10 protein-coding genes are annotated in these 19,268 nt (G+C 36.2%); 6 read left to right on the top strand and 4 right to left on the bottom strand.

What is annotated here, in order from left to right; all coding sequences use genetic code 11:
- Positions 1 to 11: 11 nt before the first annotated feature.
- The 4 genes from AC3ITQ_RS06060 to AC3ITQ_RS06045 all read left to right on the top strand — a co-directional run bounded on the left by AC3ITQ_RS06060 (position 12) and on the right by AC3ITQ_RS06045 (position 8,424).
- Positions 12 to 1,091 carry a SusE domain-containing protein gene (locus tag AC3ITQ_RS06060; protein WP_489237311.1) on the top strand — a complete coding sequence of 360 codons (1,080 nt, stop codon included), beginning with the start codon at positions 12 to 14 and terminating at the stop codon, positions 1,089 to 1,091.
- Positions 1,092 to 1,195: 104 nt separating this feature from the next.
- Positions 1,196 to 2,581, top strand: coding sequence for an alpha-amylase family glycosyl hydrolase (locus AC3ITQ_RS06055; RefSeq protein WP_489237309.1), 1,386 nt, complete (start codon positions 1,196 to 1,198; stop codon positions 2,579 to 2,581).
- A gap of 45 nt (positions 2,582 to 2,626) precedes the next feature.
- Positions 2,627 to 4,804: a glycoside hydrolase family 97 protein gene (locus AC3ITQ_RS06050; protein WP_489237307.1), complete on the top strand. Its 2,178-nt coding sequence runs from the start codon at positions 2,627 to 2,629 to the stop codon at positions 4,802 to 4,804.
- 251 nt (positions 4,805 to 5,055) lie between these two features.
- Entirely contained in the window at positions 5,056 to 8,424 is a 3,369-nt protein-coding gene (locus AC3ITQ_RS06045; RefSeq protein ID WP_489237305.1) for an Ig-like domain-containing protein, read from the top strand.
- A 267-nt stretch (positions 8,425 to 8,691) separates the two neighbouring features.
- On the opposite strand, the gene mfd is transcribed toward AC3ITQ_RS06045, so the two are convergent.
- Together mfd and AC3ITQ_RS06035 are read right to left on the bottom strand one after the other, a co-directional pair.
- Positions 8,692 to 12,057 carry a transcription-repair coupling factor gene (gene mfd, locus AC3ITQ_RS06040; RefSeq protein ID WP_489237303.1) on the bottom strand — a complete coding sequence of 1,122 codons (3,366 nt, stop codon included), beginning with the start codon at positions 12,055 to 12,057 and terminating at the stop codon, positions 8,692 to 8,694.
- Complete coding sequence (locus AC3ITQ_RS06035) at positions 12,050 to 12,664, bottom strand: hypothetical protein (RefSeq protein WP_489237301.1); 615 nt, start codon at positions 12,662 to 12,664, stop codon at positions 12,050 to 12,052. The genes mfd and AC3ITQ_RS06035 overlap by 8 nt, the downstream gene beginning before the upstream one ends.
- A 346-nt stretch (positions 12,665 to 13,010) precedes the next feature.
- On the opposite strand from AC3ITQ_RS06035, the gene AC3ITQ_RS06030 reads away from it, so the two are divergent.
- Together AC3ITQ_RS06030 and AC3ITQ_RS06025 are read left to right on the top strand one after the other, a co-directional pair.
- Positions 13,011 to 13,949, top strand: coding sequence for an L-threonine 3-dehydrogenase (locus AC3ITQ_RS06030; RefSeq protein ID WP_026982567.1), 939 nt, complete (start codon positions 13,011 to 13,013; stop codon positions 13,947 to 13,949).
- A 193-nt stretch (positions 13,950 to 14,142) separates the two neighbouring features.
- A complete protein-coding gene (locus tag AC3ITQ_RS06025; RefSeq protein WP_489237299.1) occupies positions 14,143 to 15,339 on the top strand; it encodes a DUF418 domain-containing protein in 1,197 nt (398 codons plus the stop codon).
- Positions 15,340 to 15,423: 84 nt separating this feature from the next.
- On the opposite strand, the gene AC3ITQ_RS06020 is transcribed toward AC3ITQ_RS06025, so the two are convergent.
- Together AC3ITQ_RS06020 and AC3ITQ_RS06015 are read right to left on the bottom strand one after the other, a co-directional pair.
- Positions 15,424 to 17,304 carry a M1 family metallopeptidase gene (locus AC3ITQ_RS06020; RefSeq protein ID WP_489238901.1) on the bottom strand — a complete coding sequence of 627 codons (1,881 nt, stop codon included), beginning with the start codon at positions 17,302 to 17,304 and terminating at the stop codon, positions 15,424 to 15,426.
- Between the two features lie 61 nt (positions 17,305 to 17,365).
- The gene (locus tag AC3ITQ_RS06015; RefSeq protein ID WP_489237298.1) at positions 17,366 to 19,000 is read right to left on the bottom strand and encodes a S8 family peptidase; all 1,635 of its coding nucleotides are present in this window, start codon (positions 18,998 to 19,000) and stop codon (positions 17,366 to 17,368) included.
- Positions 19,001 to 19,268 lie beyond the last annotated feature (268 nt).

The following is a 19,268-nucleotide window of genomic DNA, read 5'->3' as shown; positions in this document are numbered from 1 at the left end:
AAAAAACTATTATGAAAAAATATATAAATAAATTATTCGTACTAGGCAGTTTGCTTTTTTTAGCTGCTTCCTGCGAAACTGATGGGCAACTAACAACTTTAGCAAAAGTAAGTTTCCCTTCTGCGATTGAAGTTTCATCGAAAACAATTGTGCTTAAAGAAGATGTGTCTGATCAGCAAGCGTTACTTGTTTCATGGCCAAAAGTGACTTATCCAATCGCGGCACCTGTTACCTATGCGCTACAATTTGACTTAACGACTGACATCAAAGGAAGCGAGGCTTGGGGAAAAGCTAAACGAGTTGAAGTTGGTGAAGATGTTTTAAGTAAATCTTTTACGGTCTTCGAATTGAACAAAATCGCGACAGAATTAGGCTTAAAACCTAATACTCCAGGAGAATTAGTAATACGTGTAGAGTCTTCAATGGATCATAGAATTTATTCAAATCCTGTCACAATAACGGTTACACCTTACGAAAAAGTAGTGGTGTTCGGCGAAATCTATATGCCGGGAAGTTATCAGGGATGGGGTATAGAAACAGCAGCTGCATTAACTGAAATACAAGTAGGAATTTATCAGGGGTATATGACTGTGCCTGAAGGTGCCGGTCCTGGGTTTAAATTAAATAAAGCAAGAAACTGGGCTCAATTCTACGGTGCAGGTGCAACAAATGCTGATTTAAAAAACATGAGTGATACGGATTTAACACTTCCGGGAGCAGGTTCATATCAAATAAAAGTAAATTTAAATACTTTAAAATGGAGCGGCACACCTTATTCATGGGGAATTGTTGGAACAGCAACAGCAGGAAGTTGGGATGCAAGTACTCCAATGAGCTATGATCATCAAAACAAAACATGGAAAATTACTACCACCCTACTACCAGGAGCCTTAAAGTTTAGATTAAATAATTCCTGGGACGTAAACTATGGTCCTGCAGATGCTTCAACCAATACAATTAACCTTGGTAATACAGCTGCTTATAGCATTGGAATAGAGGGAACTTATGAAGTAACCTTTACAATAAACGAAGTAGATCCGGTATCAAATGGTTACCCTGCAACTGCAACTTGTACTATAGTTAAAAAATAATCTAACATTAAAATAAGCTAGATTAGTTTGAGTGATACCTGCCTTTTTGAGCGAAAGGCAGGATATCTTTAAACTTTGTACTTATTTAATCAAATTTAAAAAATATGAAATCAAATATAAACATCGTCTACACGCTGCTAATTGCATTGGCTTTTATTTCGTGCAGTTCTTCTGATGACAATTCCACCCCTATTACCCCTTCCCCTTATACCCAATATGGTGCTTCTTTTGAAAAAATGCCAAAGAAGGAAGACGCCATCATTTATCAGGTAAACATTCGTGCTTTTAGTCAGGCAGGAACTTTAAAAGGTGTTCAGGACCGCCTTGCCCAAATTCAGGAATTAGGCGTAAATGTGATTTACCTAATGCCTGTTTATCCTGTTGGAAAAATAAAAGCTTCAGGAGAACTTGGTTCACCTTATGCTGTGCAAGATTACAAAGCAGTAAATCCTGATTTTGGAACGCTACAAGATCTGCAGGTTTTGGTTGAAGAGGCACACAAAAAAAACATGGCTGTAATTTTGGACTGGGTTGCCAATCATACAGCTTGGGATAATGCCTGGATTACACAACATCCAAATTGGTATCAAAAAAATGATAAAGGAGAAATCATCATTCCTCCGGGAACAAATTATAATGATGTTGCGCAATTAGATTTCAATAATGCAGAAATGAAAGACGCCATGATTGATGCAATGTCATACTGGATTTACAATGCAAACATTGATGGTTTCAGATGCGATTACGCTGATTTCGTTCCTCAAAACTTTTGGACAGATGCAATTACGAAATTAAGAAACATCAAAAAAAATCAAAACATATTAATGCTTGCTGAGGGTACAAAAGTGAATCATTTTGCCTCTGGTTTTGATTATACATTTGGTTTTAACTTTTTCTCGACTTTGGAAAAACTTTTCAAGGAAAATAAATCTGCCACTACTATTCAGGATTCAAACGCTGCTGAATATGCAAACAATTACAAACCTGAAAATAGAATTGTAAGATATACAAGCAATCATGATGTGAACCTTTCCGAAGGAACTCCTTATGAACTTTTTGGAGGAAAAGAAGGCTCTATAGCTACATTTGTTGTTGCTGCGTATTTGAAATCTGTTCCAATGATTTACAACGGACAAGAAGTAGGATATAATCAAAGAATCAATTATTTTGCAAAAACGCCGATCGACTGGTCTACTGCTGATGCAGCTGTTTTGGCAGAATACAAAAAAATAATCGCTTTCAGAAATGCTAGTAATGCTATAAAAAAAGGAACTTATACAGGATACAGTACTAGTGCCGTAAGTGCTTTTACAATGGTAAACGATAATGAAAAAGTGCTGGTTCTTTCTAATTTAACAAATTCAGCTGTTAAATATTTGGTTGCTCCTACATTAAAAGGAACATGGAAAGATGCTTTTAGCGGAAATGCCGTAACTGTTGGTGCCGAAGTGACACTACAACCTTTTCAATATTTAGTATTGAAAAACTAATACTAAAGCAATTTTAAAAATTAGCTTTGCAAAAAACTAAATAACATGAATTTTCAATCCCAAAAAATGCTTCAAATTCGTTTGAGCAAAAAACTAGCGCTTTTACTCTTCGTGTGTGCGAATTCCTTATGGATTCAGGCACAGGAAATCAATTCGCCAGACAAAAATCTTTCCTTAAAATTTGAATTAAAAGAAGGCGGAATTCCGTCTTACCAATTATCATATAAACAAAAAGCAGTTATAAAACCAAGTTCTTTGGGTTTAGAGCTTCAAAATTTGCCTTCGTTTTTGGATGGTTTTACCGTAACAAATACAGCACAATCCTCTGTTGATGAAAATTGGAATCCGGTTTTAGGAGAAGAAAAAACAATTCGTAACAATTACAATGAGTTGGTTGTCACTTTAGCGCAAGCAAAAAACAACAACCGATATATTCGCATTCGTTTCCGTTTATTCAATGACGGATTAGGTTTTAGATATGAATTTCCGAAGCAAAATGACCTGAGTTATTTTGTGATTAAAGAAGAGCGTTCTGAATTTAATTTGGCTGGAAATCATAAAATTTTCTGGATTCCGGGAGATTATGATACCAATGAATATGCGTATACGACTTCGAAAATTTCTGAGATTCCTTCCCTGATGAAAAAAGCGACGATCGAAATTAATTCGCAATGGCCAATTAAAGAACTTGCTGTTCAAACGCCATCTATGATGAAGTCTGACGATGGTTTATACATCAATATTCACGAAGCTGGTTTAATCAATTATCCTGCAATGTATCTTGAAGTTGATGCTGTAAATAACAAAATGCGCAGTCACTTAGCGCCTGATGCAGTGGGTGCAAAAGGTTATATGCAAACTGATGCCCAATCGCCTTGGAGAACTATTGTCGTTAGTGATAAAGCAACGGAGATTTTGGCTTCAAAATTAATTCTGAACCTTAATGAGCCAACAAGCTATAAAGATGTTTCCTGGATCAAACCGGTAAAATTCATCGGGATTTGGTGGGAATATTTTGTGGCAGGAAGAAGCACCTGGGCTTTCGGAAAAGAAAACAACGTAAAACTAACTGATGATTTCACAAAGCTTACGCCGAATGGAAAACACGGAGCTACAACAGAAAGAGCAAAAGAATATATTGATTTTGCTTCTAAAAATGGTTTCGATGCAATCCTTATCGAAGGATGGAACATTGGATGGGAAGACTGGATCAACAACTGGAAAGAAGAAGTTTTTGATTACGTTACTGCTTACCCTGATTTTGATGTAAAAGCGGTTCATGCATATGCGGCTTCAAAAGGAGTTAAAATTATCATGCACCACGAAACTTCAGGATCTGCAACCAATTACGAACGTCGTTTAGATCGTGCTTTTCAATTTATGAATGACAACGGTTACGATGCTGTAAAAACAGGATATGTAGGTAAAATTATTCCGCGTGGCGAACATCATGACGGGCAATGGATGGTGAATCATTATATCAATGTGGCCAAACGTGCCGCCGATTATAAAATCATGATTGACAGTCACGAAGCGGTTCGACCAACAGGTTTAAACAGAACTTTCCCAAACTGGATTGCACAAGAATCTGCTCGCGGAACTGAGTTTGAATCGATGGGAGGTTTAGCACCGGATCATACTACTATTTTGCCTTTTACAAGATTAATGGGAGGCCCAATGGACTATACTCCGGGGATTTTCCAAACTGATCTTTCGTATTACGGAACTGGAAGTACACAACGTGTCAACACCACTTTGGTAAAACAATTAGCGTATTATGTTACCATGTACAGCCCGTTGCAAATGGCGGCTGATATTCCGGGGAACTACGAACGTTTTCCAGATGCTTTTCAGTTCATTAAAGATGTTGCAGTCGATTGGGACAACAGTTATATTTTAGAAGCTGAACCAGGAGATTACATCACAATCGCACGTAAAGCCAAAGGAAAAGATGCTTGGTTTGTGGGAGGAATCACAGACGAAAATGCAAGAACGGCTAATATCACATTTGATTATCTACCTGCCGGAAAAAAATTCATTGCCACTATTTATGCCGATGCTAAAGAAGCCAACTGGGATAAAAATCCACAGAAATATACTGTCACTAAAGTTGTTGTAACCTCAAAAACAATTTTAAAACAGTATTTAGCTCCGGGCGGAGGTGTTGCCATCAGCATCAAAGAAGGAAATGCTACAGAATTAAAGGGATTGAAAAAGTTATAATTTAAGGTTCTGAGACACTAAGTTTCTAAGCTTTTTGCCACGAATTTCGAATTGGCATGAATTAAGGCTGCAGATTAAAATTTGTGCTAATTCGTGAAATTCGTGGCAATACCTATGTCTTTTTTAGACAGAAATTAAAATTTTACTACTTGAAAACTATTAACCACAAAATGTTTGTCGAATTTAAAACCAATGCGAGTGAGAATGAATTTTAGTTAGAGATGCTGACAAGCATGCAAAAAACCGAAATTATGAAAATCAAAATTACCACTAGATTATTTCATTTCACGAAAGCAGTAATCTGTTTTCTATTATTATTTGCAAGTTCCGTTTATGCACAAGATCCGCCTCAGTATGGTACGCCATTTGCCGGTGTTCCCGATACCAGGGATGTCAACATGTATCAGGTACATATTCGTCCGTTTAGTGCCAACGGAAATTTAGCCGGAGTAACCGCCCGTTTAGATAATATTAAAACACTCGGTACCAACGTTATTTATTTAATGCCTATTTACCCTCACGGTACTGATTCTCGAAGCTCGCCTTCTCCTTATTGTATTAAAGATTTTAAAGCCGTTGGCTCAGAATATGGTTCGCTTTCCGATCTAAGAACTTTAGTTGATGGAGCTCATAGTCGTGGAATGGCCGTTATTTTGGATATCGCCATCAATGGTACTTCTTGGGATAATGCCTGGACAACCACGCATCCTGAGTATTATATGAGAAGCGGTACAACCATTCAGCAATTAGGAAACTTCTCCGATATTGCTGCGCTTGACCTTAACAGTTCAGCTACAAGAAATGCTATAAAAGATGCGATGCGTTATTGGATTTTAGCTGCAAACGTTGACGGATACCGTTGCGATTATGCCAATAATCCTCCCCTGGATTTCTGGTCAGAAGTTATCGGAAACATTCGTGGAATTTCTTCTCATAAATTATTAATGTTAGCCGAAGGAGACAGACAAGCCAATTTTACGGCAGGTTTTGACATGAACTTTGGTGACAGATGGTTTTGGAATGCCTTAAAAGATGTGGCTGCCGGCGGTCCGGTTTCGACTCGTTTTCAAACGATCAATGATTACGAATATGCCAATGCAACAGGTTCTAACCAAGCAGTTCGTTATACCGGAAATCATGATACATATACCAATGATAATGGTGTGCAAAGACCATTCGTAATCTTCAATAATCACAACGGAATTGTAGCCAACTTTTTGGTTTCAGCTTATATGAAAGGAGTTCCTTTTTTAATGAGCGGACAAGAAATCGACTACGAACCCAAAACCGACTGGCCTTGGCAAGGCTTTAAATTCAATTGGTCTCAAAATCCAACTGCTGCTGCTGATTTTGCCAAGATTTTAAATTTTAGAACCTCAAGCGCAGCCATTAGACGTGGAGATTTAACAATGTATGCGAATGATGATATCAGCATTTTCACTAAAACATTAGGTACTGAAAAAGTAATCGTAATGTCAAATTTACGAAACGCTTCTAAATCATATGTTATTCCGGCCGCATTGGCGGGAACTTATGTAAATCCATACAACAATAATGCTTCTGTAACTTTAACTGCAGGTGCGACAAGATCATTTGCGGCTTATGAATATTTGGTTTTAACCAATACCAACGCTCCGGTTGTTGCGGTAACAGGCGTTTCTGTTAGCCCATCGACGGTAACGGTTGGTTTGGGTTCTACGCAACAATTAAGTGCAACGATCGCTCCGGCGAATGCAACAAATCAAAATATAAACTGGACATCAAGCAATACAGCGGTTGCAACCGTAAATTCTTCCGGTTTAGTTACAGCAGTTGCTGCGGGAACAACTACAATTACAGCTACAACTGTTGATGGCAACAAAACAGCGACTTCTGCTGTAACGGTTGCAGCGATTCCAGTTGCTTCAGTAAGTGTTACACCAACTACGGCAAGTTTATACGCAGGAAATACGCAACAGCTTACCGCAACCGTTTTACCAGCAAATGCTACTAATAAAAACGTAAGTTATACCTCAAGCAATACTGCAATTGCAACTGTAAATTCAAGCGGACTTGTAACAGCAGTTTCAGCAGGAACAGCCAATATTACCACTACAACGCAAGATGGAAATAAAACCGCAGTTGCTTCCATTACGGTAAATCCAAATAGTAATTTTACGGTGTATTTCTACAAACCATCCAATTGGGGAACTGGAATTAAAATTTATTATTGGAGCGCCTTACCAACAGGAGTTTTGGCAAATGCAATCTGGCCGGGAGTTAATATGACTGATGCAGGAAATGGATGGTACAGTTATACGTTCACCAATGTAACTTCAACGAATTTAATTTTTAATGACGGAACAAGTCAATCTGCCGATTTAAGCCGAAACAAAACAGGCTGGTACATGAACAACGCCTGGTATGATTCGAATCCGGGAACTGTTGTTGCGGTGACGGGAGTTACTTTATCGCCAACAACGGCCACTTTATTGGTTGGCGCCACACAACAAGTATCACCAACAGTTGCGCCTGCAACGGCAACGAACAAAACGGTTTCTTATAGTTCAAGCAATACGGCTATCGCAACTGTAAACGCAACTGGATTAATAACTGCAATCGCAGCAGGTTCTGCAACTATTACTGTAACCACTCAGGATGGAGCAAAAACAGCGACTTGTGCGGTAACGGTAAATGCAACAAATGTTGCAGTAACGAGTGTAAGTTTGAGTCCAACTACAGCTTCATTGGCTGTTGGAGGAACGCAACAATTGACGCCGACAATTCTTCCTGCTAATGCAACAAATAAATCGGTTACTTATAGTTCTGGCAATACAGCTGTAGCGACGGTAAATGCTTCGGGATTAATTACAGCAGTTGCAAACGGAACTGCAACAATAACAGTAACAACAGTGAGTGGAAACAAAACAGCAACTTGTACTGTAACCGTTTCAACTGCAACAGGAAATTATTACACTATTAAAAACAGATGGACAGGAGCTTATTTATCTGATGCCGGAGCAAATGTTGGTTACGGAACTACTATTTCTGGTAACAGTTACAAATGGCAAAAAATAGCTATTGATGCGACTTATTTTGTATTGAAAAATGTAGCCACTGGTGAATTGATCAATATCGAAGGACAAACGGGTAGTGTTCAAAGCAATATTACCGATACCACTTTCTGGAGTGCTCAATGGTCTAGTGATTATATTGATGGAACATGGACAAGATTGAGAAACAGATGGCAATCAGGAAACATTATTCATGTTGAAAACCAAACAGGATCGGCACAATACGGAAATTCACAAGATGGCTGGTACAGCGCACAATGGCAACTAGAACCAACAACGGTTGGAACAGGTAAATCGGCTTTAAAAATTGATGCTGTTTCAGAAACTGAAGCTGTAATTGGGATTTATCCGAATCCGGCGACTGACAGTGAATTTCATGTTTTAATACCTGAATTAAAAGCTGATGATATGGCTTCGATCACGGTTTCAGACATGAACGGAAGAACGGTTTTAACAGACAAACTTTCGACTTCAGGACAAATTAATCACAGTTTAGCTTCGGGGATTTATATTATAAATATTAATTCGAATGAATTTAATGTGACAAAGAAGCTGATTGTGAAATAATAAGTTTTCGCCACGAATTCACGAATTAGCGTGAATTAATATTTTTTAAAAAGTAAATGCCGGATGAAAATTTCATCCGGCATTTTTTTATGTTTACTTTTCTACACAAGGTTTAAAAAAGGTAAATAGAAATATAAAACGTTCTTAACTAGCCCCGATAGGACTGAAAATCCTTTTGTCCCGGTGTTCGGGGCAAAAGATTGAAAGGGATAGCGGGACTGGTCGTCTTTTGAAAAAGAATCTTTCTGCTTCTAAAAAACAAAAAAATTACTCCCCTAATAATTCCATCAATTCCAAAGCTCTTTTGGTCGATTTTACATTATCAAAAGTCAACAAAAGTCTTAAACCATTTGGGGTTTGTTTTTCTTTCATCTGACAAAGTGAGCTGTATTTTTGAACAAATTGTAAAACCTTTCTGAACTTAGAAGATTGATAATAATCAGACTGTTGATCGGAGACGAAATAGCCAATCATTTTACCTTTTTTCATCACGAGCTTTTCGATTCCAATGTTGGTTGCAATCCATTTGATGCGAATGCTGTTCATCAAGGCATTGGCGCGCGGAGGCATTGGTCCGAAACGGTCAATTAATTTGTTTTGGAAAATAACCAACTCGGCTTCATTTTTTACAGAGCCCAACTCGTTGTATAAACTCAAACGCTCGGTAACATTATTGATATATTCGTCAGAAAACAACAACTCAAAATCGGTATCGATTTGTAAATCTTTTACATATTCCTTCGTTTCAATATCATTCTCTTCCGGATATAAATCTTTGAACTCGTTTTCCTTCAATTCTTCGATGGCTTCATTCATGATTTTTTGGTACGTATCAAAACCAATTTCATTGATGAAACCGCTTTGTTCGCCACCTAATAAATCTCCGGCACCACGAATTTCAAGATCCTTCATGGCGATGTTGAAACCGCTTCCTAGTTCGCTGAATTGTTCCAAAGCCTGAATACGTTTTCTGGCGTCTTCGGTCATAGAAGAATACGGCGGACAGATAAAATAACAGAATGCTTTTTTGTTGCTTCGCCCTACTCGACCTCGCATTTGATGCAGATCTGATAATCCGAAATTATTGGCGTTGTTGATGAAAATCGTGTTGGCATTGGGTACATCCAAACCGCTTTCGATAATTGTGGTTGCCACCAAAACATCAAAATCGCCGTTCATGAAACCTAACATTAATTCTTCAAGTTTGGCGCCTTCCATTTGTCCATGACCAATTCCGACTCTGGCATTTGGTACCAAACGCTGAATCATTCCGGCCACTTCTTTTATATTTTCGATTCGGTTATTTATGAAGAAAACTTGTCCGTTTCGCTGAATTTCATACGAAATGGCATCACGAATAATCTCTTCATTAAATCCAACCACATTTGTCTCAATCGGATAACGATTTGGCGGAGGCGTTGTAATTACAGATAAATCGCGCGCGGCCATTAGTGAAAACTGAAGTGTTCTTGGAATTGGCGTTGCGGTTAATGTCAATGTGTCGACATTTGCAGCAATGGTTTTTAATTTATCTTTTACGTTTACACCAAACTTTTGTTCCTCATCGACAATCAATAAACCAAGGTCTTTAAAAACCACATTTTTGTTTACTAACTGATGTGTTCCGATGACAATATCCAGTTTTCCTTCGGCTAAATCTTTTAAGGTTTGTGCTTTTTGTTTTGCCGTTCTGAATCGGTTTAAGTAACCAATTGAAACCGGCATATCTTTCAATCTTTCGGTAAAAGTTCTATAATGCTGGTACGCTAAAATAGTTGTCGGCACTAAAATCGCAACTTGTTTACTATTATCAACCGCCTTAAAAGCGGCACGAATCGCAACTTCGGTTTTACCGAAACCAACATCACCACAAACCAAACGATCCATTGGGCGATCGCTTTCCATGTCGGCTTTTACTTCTTGTGTTGACTTGGTTTGATCCGGTGTATCTTCATAGATAAACGAACTTTCTAATTCGTTTTGAAGATAACTGTCCGGCGCAAATTGAAACCCTTTTTCTAAACGGCGTTTTGCATACAACTGAATCAAATTGAAAGCAATATGTTTGACGCGCGCTTTGGTTTTTTGTTTTAAAATCTTCCAGGCATTCGATCCTAATTTATAGATTTTCGGAGGCGTTCCGTCTTTTCCGTTGTATTTTGAGATTTTATGAAGCGAGTGAATGCTTACATAAACGATATCATTATCGGCATAAACCAGTTTTATGGCTTCCTGCGTTTTGCCTTCCACCTGAATTTTCTGCAAGCCACCGAATTTTCCAATTCCGTGATCAATATGCGTTACATAATCGCCAACGGAAAGTGCAGTCAATTCTTTTAGTGTAATATTTTGCTTTTTAGAATAACCGTTTTTGATGTTGAATTTATGATAACGTTCAAAAATCTGGTGATCGGTATAAGCCGTTATTTGATTTTCTTCATCAATAAAACCTTGGTACAAAGGCAATACAATCGTGTGATATTGCTTGCGAATATTCTCTGAATTCGCTTCATCTAGCGATTCGAAAATATCATGAAAGCGTTTTGCCTGCGCATCATTCGAACAAAACAGATAATTTTTATAGCCGTTAAAATGATTGTCGCTCAAATTATTCAACAGCAAATCAAACTGTTTGTTGAAAGAAGGCTGTGGCTGAAAATGAAATTCGACCTTTTTTGTAGTTTTGAAAATTGGTTTTGAGGCCAATTCTACTATCGAAAAATCCAGGGCACGTTTAATAAACGAACTCTGATTTAAAAATAATTGTTCCGGAGTAGCGTGTTTAATTTCGCCTGAAAGTTTCTCAAAAGCTTCTTCTGCCCTTGCGAACTGTTTGTCTAACTGACTGAAAAGCCCGTCTGTATTTTGAATGAAAAGAACGGTTTTCTCTGCAATATAATCCAGGAAGCTTTCACGGTTTTCCTGAAAAATCTTGTTTTCGACATTCGGGATAATCGTGATTTTTTTATGGGTTTCTACAGACAACTGCGTTTCAACATCAAAACTTCGGATACTGTCAACTTCGTTCCCAAAGAATTCAATTCTATACGGATGATCGTTTGAAAAAGAGAACACATCAACAATTCCACCACGAACGGAGAATTCACCCGGTTCAGTAATAAAATCAACTCTTTTGAATTCGTATTCAAATAAAACTTCGTTGATGAAATCAATTGAAATTTTATCGTTCAAAGCAACTTTTAAAGTGTTTTTATCTAATTGCTGACGTGTTACCACTTTTTCAAAAAGTGCTTCCGGATACGTAACAATTATGGCTGGTTTTTTACGGGAATTGATTCGGTTTAAAACCTCAGCACGAAGCAAAACATTGGCATTATCAGTTTCATCAACCTGATACGGACGACGAAATGAAGCCGGATAAAACAATACATCCTGCTCGCCGATCATTTGTTCGAGATCGTTCAAGTAATAAGCAGCTTCTTCTTTATTGTCTAAAATAATCAAAAAAGGCAATTCGGTTTTTTTGAAAACAGCGCGAATAATAAATGAAACTGCTGATCCCAACAAACCGCTAAGATGCATTTTTACCTGATTTTGCTCTAGCAATTGGTTGGCAATCTGCTCTGTTTTTGGCAGATTATCGTAGGTAGTATATAAGGCGTTTTTACTCAACTTTAGGCGTATTTTTATCTATAAGAGGCGAAGATTGTAAATTCGGAATCGCGCGTGTTGTATCTAACATTCTTAAAAAATCAGCTTCTCCTTCTTCTTTCGGGATTTTAGCTTTCTCAACAATTTTGTCCATTTGTCTTTCTAATGAAACCAATTCTTTGTTGATTTCTCCAATCAGAAAAGTTACTTTCTCATCTGGAATCGCACTCAAATGAATGAATAGATCCAGCATTTTGACTTTTGTAATCAAAATAGAAATTCGGCTTTTTATTTGAGGCTGATTAAATTCTGCAGGAATATTATTGTTCAGTGCCATCGCTTTTTTTGAAATAGCAGTTGACTTTTTCTGAAAGGCACCAATTGTCTTTCTAGGTTTTTCACCAAGTTCTTTTAAAAAATCACGCCATTCGTTCCAGGAGCTTACATTTTTCTCTGAAGCTTCATTAATTGGTTCGTCTATAAAGACCCAGGCTTTATTAATATTGTTAAATATTTTTTCGTTCTTTTTTGCCACTTTTAGATTTTCAGCAAGGCGTTTTTCATTTTCATTTTGACATGAATTCAACACAAAAATCAAAAGCAAAAAAAGAGATATTTTATATTTCATTTGGTAAAACATTAAGCTACAAAGTTACAAAGTAAATTTACAATTACGAATTCTGTTTTTTGCTAAAGAATCTATAAAACAAGGTTATTTTTTTGTCACTTCCGACAGCGCCCTCCATGACCATTTAAAAGGATTCTTTTTACCTTTTATACTCAAAAAAATGTTTTTTAAGAAGGACTTCTATAAGGCACACGAACACATCCTTGCCGGCACAAAGGCACACCCTTGTAAAAGAGAATTATCCAACAAACAAACTTTTTCATTATTGAATCTATAATTTATGATTCTAAAAAGCTTGCGTAATTGCGAAAACGTTATATTTGCTTAACTAAAAAAACTACAAAAAATGAATCCAAAAATCTTGATTATTGGCGCTTGCGGTCAAATTGGGACAGAATTAACCCAGAAATTACGTAAGTTATACGGAACAGAGAATGTAATTGCTTCTGATATCCGAAAATTAAATACTGATGTTGTTAATTCAGGACCTTTTGAAGTGGTCAATGCTTTAGATTTTAACCAAATTGAGCATCTTGTAGAAGTACATAAAATTACTGATATCTATTTGATGGCAGCACTTTTATCGGCTACAGCCGAAAAAAATCCTGCATTTGCGTGGGATTTGAATATGAATTCCTTATTTCATGTTTTAAATTTGGCGAAAGCGAAAAAAGTAAAAAAGATATTCTGGCCATCAAGTATTGCGGTTTTTGGGCCAACTACTCCAAAAGAAAATACTCCACAATATACTGTTATGGAACCTTCGACTGTTTACGGAATTAGTAAACAAGCTGGCGAAAGATGGTGCGAATACTATCATAATATTTATGGCGTTGATGTTCGAAGCATCCGTTATCCTGGCTTAATTAGCTGGTCTACACCTCCTGGTGGTGGAACTACAGATTATGCTGTTGATATTTTCTACAAGGCTATTGCCGATAAAAAATACGAATGTTTTTTATCCTCAGAAACTAAAATGCCAATGATGTATATGGATGATGCTATTGATGCAACCATCAACATTATGAAAGCACCAGCAGAAAAAATTAAAATACATTCCTCTTATAACTTAGCGGCAATGAGTTTTACACCAACTGAAATTGCTGCCGAAATCAAAAAATATATTCCGGAATTTGAGATTACTTACAATCCTGATTTCCGTCAAAAAATTGCAGACAGCTGGCCGGCAAGTATTGATGATGCTGAGGCAAGAAAAGATTGGGACTGGAAACATACCTTCGATCTTGAAACGATGACCAAAGATATGCTGGAGCATTTGAGTTAAGCTAAAATTGCCTAAATAATTTAAAGCGTGTTATTTTAAAAGAAATTCTTTTAAAATAACACGCTTTTCTTTTTGCAATATATTTTTAGTCAAAAGGTATTGGTTGTATAATTTTCTTACTTTTGGTTGCGTTAGAATAATTTCAAATTTTATCTAAAATCATCAATCAATCACAAACAAAAATGTTAATCAAATGACAAATTCTTATCATCCTGTCGAACAAAGCAAACGAACTGCTATTGTCGACATTCTTCGGGGCTGGGCCATTTTGGGCGTTGCCATTGGCAATTATTCTGATTTTTTACACATCGGTGTAGAACACAAAATCAATAATAGTCTTATATCAGATATACTATTTTATTTCAACCGTTATTTTTTCGCAGCAAAATCCTGGACTTTATTAACGCTTTTATTTGGCTATGGTTTTGCAATTTTAATTAATAATGTAGCAGCTAAAGGAAAAGATCCCGTCAGGTTTTTTGCGTGGCGAATGATTTTACTTTTCATTTTAGCCTTTATCAATTCGTCGTTTTGGCTTGGTGACATCTTAAAAGATTATGCTTTTTTAGGACTTGTAATGCTGCTGTTTTATAAAAGTTCAGCAAAAACACTTAGCATAATTTGTGCAGTTCTTGTTGTTACGACTCCTTTTATTATGGCATTTGTGAATGGCTTTACGGTCGAACATCCTGAAATTACTACAAATCCGGAATATTTAAAATTGTATCATTCCGGAAACTGGCTGGACTTTTTTAAATTCAATTTACTGGCTTCTTTTTACGAACAAATCATTATTCCGGGTTACGCTATTACGGCGCATATTGTAATGTTTGCTTGTATGCTTTTTGGATTTCTGCTTCAAAAATTAGATTTCTTTAACCGTTTAAACGAACAGAAAAAGCTATTGCAAAAGACACTTTGGATTAGTTTAGTTACGGCTATTATTATTGGTGTTGGTTTCAATTTAATGATTTTCTATAAGCTGGCTCCTCTTAAATTTTTTCACCCACTTTACTGGTTAGTTTTAAGCACGATGATTTTTATAGCAACTGGAATTTGCCTGCTTTATACCAATGGAAAACTAAAAACAGTTTTCAGTTATTTTAGTGCTGGTGGAAAAATGACGCTTACGAATTATATCACTCAAAACATTCTGGCCGCTTTTATTTTCTCGGGAATTGGATTGGGAATAGGAAATACAATGCCCTATTGGTTTTACTTTTCGCTGGCTGTTTTGGTTTTTATCATCCAATTATTCATTAGCAAATGGTGGCTTTCTAAATACAATTACGGACCAATCGAATGGCTTTGGAGATCTGCCAGTTACCTAAAGTTATTTCCTTTTAAAAAAACGCAACCGCAGGCAGTTACTGAAATCAAAACAGTATAATCTCAATTTTAGATAAAATTTGAAAATGAAAAAGCCCTTAAAAAATTATTTTTAAGGGCTTTTTTTATAAAATAGATTTTTGATTTATTTCACTTCAAAAACATTGTTTGCAGCTTTTATATCAGCCATTAATCCGCTTGGATCAATTGTGATTTTTTTGATTGCAGTTTTGCTCTTTTCAATTGAAAAACTATAGTTGGATTGTGCCCACGCCCAATCCTCCAAAACAGTTCTTTTTACATTTGGATTTGGATTTGGTTTGATGAAATTCATCATTCTTAACGGAATGTAGAAACTTTCAGAAGTTCCATCTGTATACTCAATAGTTAAATCGATTGGCATTGGCATTCTTCCAATTCTTTCTAGTGTTACAGTTGTTTTTCCTGCGTTATCTGCTACGTCTTTGATTCCGTAATCAATTGTATTTGCAGTTTCAGCCCAGTCAATTAAATACCAATCCAATTCAGCTCCGGAAACTCTTTCAGCAGATCTTTTGATATCATTTGGCGTAGGATGTTTGAATTTAAAATCGTTAAAATATCTTTTTAAAGTTGCATCTAAATTCTCTTGTCCAATTACATAACTCAATTGTGATAAAAAGATACATCCTTTCACATAAGATGAAATACTATAAGGTCTGTTTTCGTCGTAACGATCACCATGAGTGGTTTGTGGTTGTTCTTTTCCAGAATTTACTAACTGATAATAAGCTCCATAAGCTCCTTTAAACGGATTTACTTCTTTTTTATCTCCTTTTAATTCATTCAAAGCACTGTCTTCGATGTAAGTTGTAAAACCTTCATCCATCCATGGGTGCTTTGATTCATTTGAAGCCAAAATATGCTGGAACCAAGAGTGTCCTAGTTCATGCGTTGCTGTACCTAAAATTCCTTCCAATTTTCCGCTTCCTAACATCAAAGTACACATTGCGTACTCCATTCCACCATCTCCACCCTGAATAAATGAATATTGTTTGTATGGATATGGTCCAACTTTATGGTTGTAATAATCCATTACTTTTACCATTAAAGGCTCTAATTGTTTCCAGTTTTCAGTTGTTTTTGGATCATTTTTGTAGAAGAAATGTAAATCAACATCGTTTGGTCCTTTTACGACATCATGCGTATATGCTTTATCAGCAGCCCATGTAAAATCGTGAACATTTGGTGCAATAAAATGCCATGTTAATGTTTTTGCTTTTTTTGGATAAACAACTGTTACACCAGCATCCTGATACCCGTGACCAATTTGGTTTTTATCCTGCAAATATCCTGAACCGCCAATTGTATAGTCTTTATCAATTGTAATTTTCACATCAAAATTCCCCCAAACACCGTGAAATTCTCTTGCAATGTAAGGATCTGCGTGCCATCCTTCGAAATCAAATTCGGCTAATTTTGGATACCATTGTGACATTGAAAGGGCAACTCCTTCAGTATTATTTCGTCCAGAACGACGAATCTGAACCGGAACCTGACCGTCAAAATCTAAAGTGAAAGTTGTTTTAGAATTTGGCAAAATTGGTTTAGCCAAGGTCACTTCAAGAATAGTTCCCGAAGTTCTGGTTTGAGCCGTTACACCATCTTGTTTGAAATTTGTGATTTTTAAAAATCCAATTTCATTTGGTTTCAAAGTTTCAATTCTACTTTGTTTTACTTCTTTTCCATCGGCACCTTTTACTTTAGTTACCATTCTGCCATCCGGATCTTTAATAGAATGCAGACGCGCATCCATTTCGCTTCCTGGCTGGAAAGCATTTGGGAATAAGTGATAAAATACTTTTCTTAGAGTATCAGGAGAATTATTGGTATAAACCAATTCTTGTTTTCCTTTGTACAGGTAGTTTTTGACATCCATGGATACCTCCATTTTGTAATCGGCATGTTGTTGCCAATAGGGAGCATTTTGTGCAAATGCAGAGTTTAAACCAAAACTCAGAAAAGATAATAGTATAATTTTTCGCATCATTGTTTTAATAAAAATGGAAGAGTTGCCACTCTTCCATCGTGATTAGTATTTTATATTTTTATTTCTTCGACATTTTTTCAGCCATTAGCAATGCATTATAAGCATTCACCATTTTAGCTGTTTTTGATGATTCAACTGATGAAACAGCCACTGGTGCTTCATTTGGATTAGGATTTTCTCCTAAAACTACTTTTGAAGGAAGTGCAACTCCAGAATCCATCAAAATTTGTTTTACCTGATTCGCTTTCAATTTTGGATAGTAAGAACGAATTAAGGCAGCAACTCCGGCAGCATTTGGAGCCGCCATTGATGTTCCCTGCAAATATTTGTATTTATTGTTTGGAACCGTTGCGTAAATTTCTTCACCCGGAGCAAAAACATCTACATTGATTTTTCCGAAGTTTGAAAATGGAGCTATAACAGTTTCTCCATATGCTTTATTAATTGCACCAATTGTAATCACGTTATCTGTAAACTCTTTTAGGTTGTCTTCAGAATCATTTGGATAATTAATGTTTTTTGTTTCGTCAATATTGTATCCGTCATTTCCAGCCGCATGAACAATTAAAACATCTTTTTTCTTTGCATATTTTAAAGCGTCATACACCCATTGTTTGTGTGGAGAAAAACTTTTTCCGAAACTTCCGTTAATTACTTTTGCTCCATTATCTACTGCATAACGAATTGCCAATGCAATATCTTTATCATATTCGTCTCCATCTGGCACGGCTCTTACCGTTAAAATTTCAACGTTATTAGTGATTCCGTCTCCTCCTAAATTATTACCGCGAACTTGAGCAATAATTCCGGCAACATGCGTTCCGTGAAGTGCTTCTTCTTTATCCGGGCCAAAGACAACATTGTTTCCGTAATGATCGTTTTTAATATCTTCCGGATTATCGCCTACAATTTTTCTTCCGTCAAATTCTTTGTTTAAACTGTAATCTAGCTGATCGTAAACTTGTTTTCTATAGTCTTCTAATTCTGCTTCAGGATCAAAAGTTGGACCTGCATTGGTTAAAATCTGCGTCATTATTCTTTTACTATCTAAAACCTTTGGATCTGCAGAAGTAATAGAACTTAAATCTTCTAATTTATAATCTGTTTTATTTAATGCCTTTTTAACAGTATTGTGAATATCTAATAATCGATCAACCTGCTGTTTGTCCTTTAAAGCTTCTTCATATTTTTTGTTATATTGAGCTAAAGCTTCTTTATACTGTGCAGAACCATCGTCTCCTTTTTTAACAACACGTGTCATTTCAAGATTTTCATGAACTGCGTTACCAAGGAAATTCCAACCGTGAACATCATCAATAAATCCATTTTTGTCATCATCAATTCCGTTTCCTGGGATTTCTTTAGGATTGGTCCAGATCATTCCTTTTAGGTCTTCATGTTCTATATCAACACCTGAATCTACAATACCAACAATTACTTTTACACCTGTTTTCCCTTGTAATAATTCGGCGTAAGCCTTATCCACACTCATTCCTGCAATGGTATCTTTTGCCAAATCAAGATGGCTCCATCTTTTTAATTCATTTTCAGTAACCGGAGCTTTTTTTACAATAGCTAAAGGAGCAGTAATCGCTGTTTTAGGAGTTGAATTTTGTGCTTGTAGCGTTACACTACAACCTGCTAAAACAAGTAATGCAAAAGCAGATAAACTATTTGGTTTTATATGACTCATGTATGTAATTATAATAAAAGTTAAAATATGGGCCTAAATTATGATTTTTTGTTACATAATACTAACGATTAACACTGTGTTATGATTTTTTAGTTATGATTTAAGAAAATGTAAATAGGAGTAAAACTCTTTGCAACAAAGGATTAAACTATTTCCTACGAAAGGCAATTATTTTAATTTTTCAAATCTTATAAATTAAATTATTGACAAATAAGCGCTCCTTTACGTCTTCCCGTAAGGATAATCTAATTAAAATAGGTATACTTGC

The sequence above is a fragment of the Flavobacterium sp. KH_001 genome, assembly GCF_057840745.1.
Note: the sequence above shows the minus strand (reverse complement) of the source record. Positions and strands in the feature narration are given on the sequence as shown.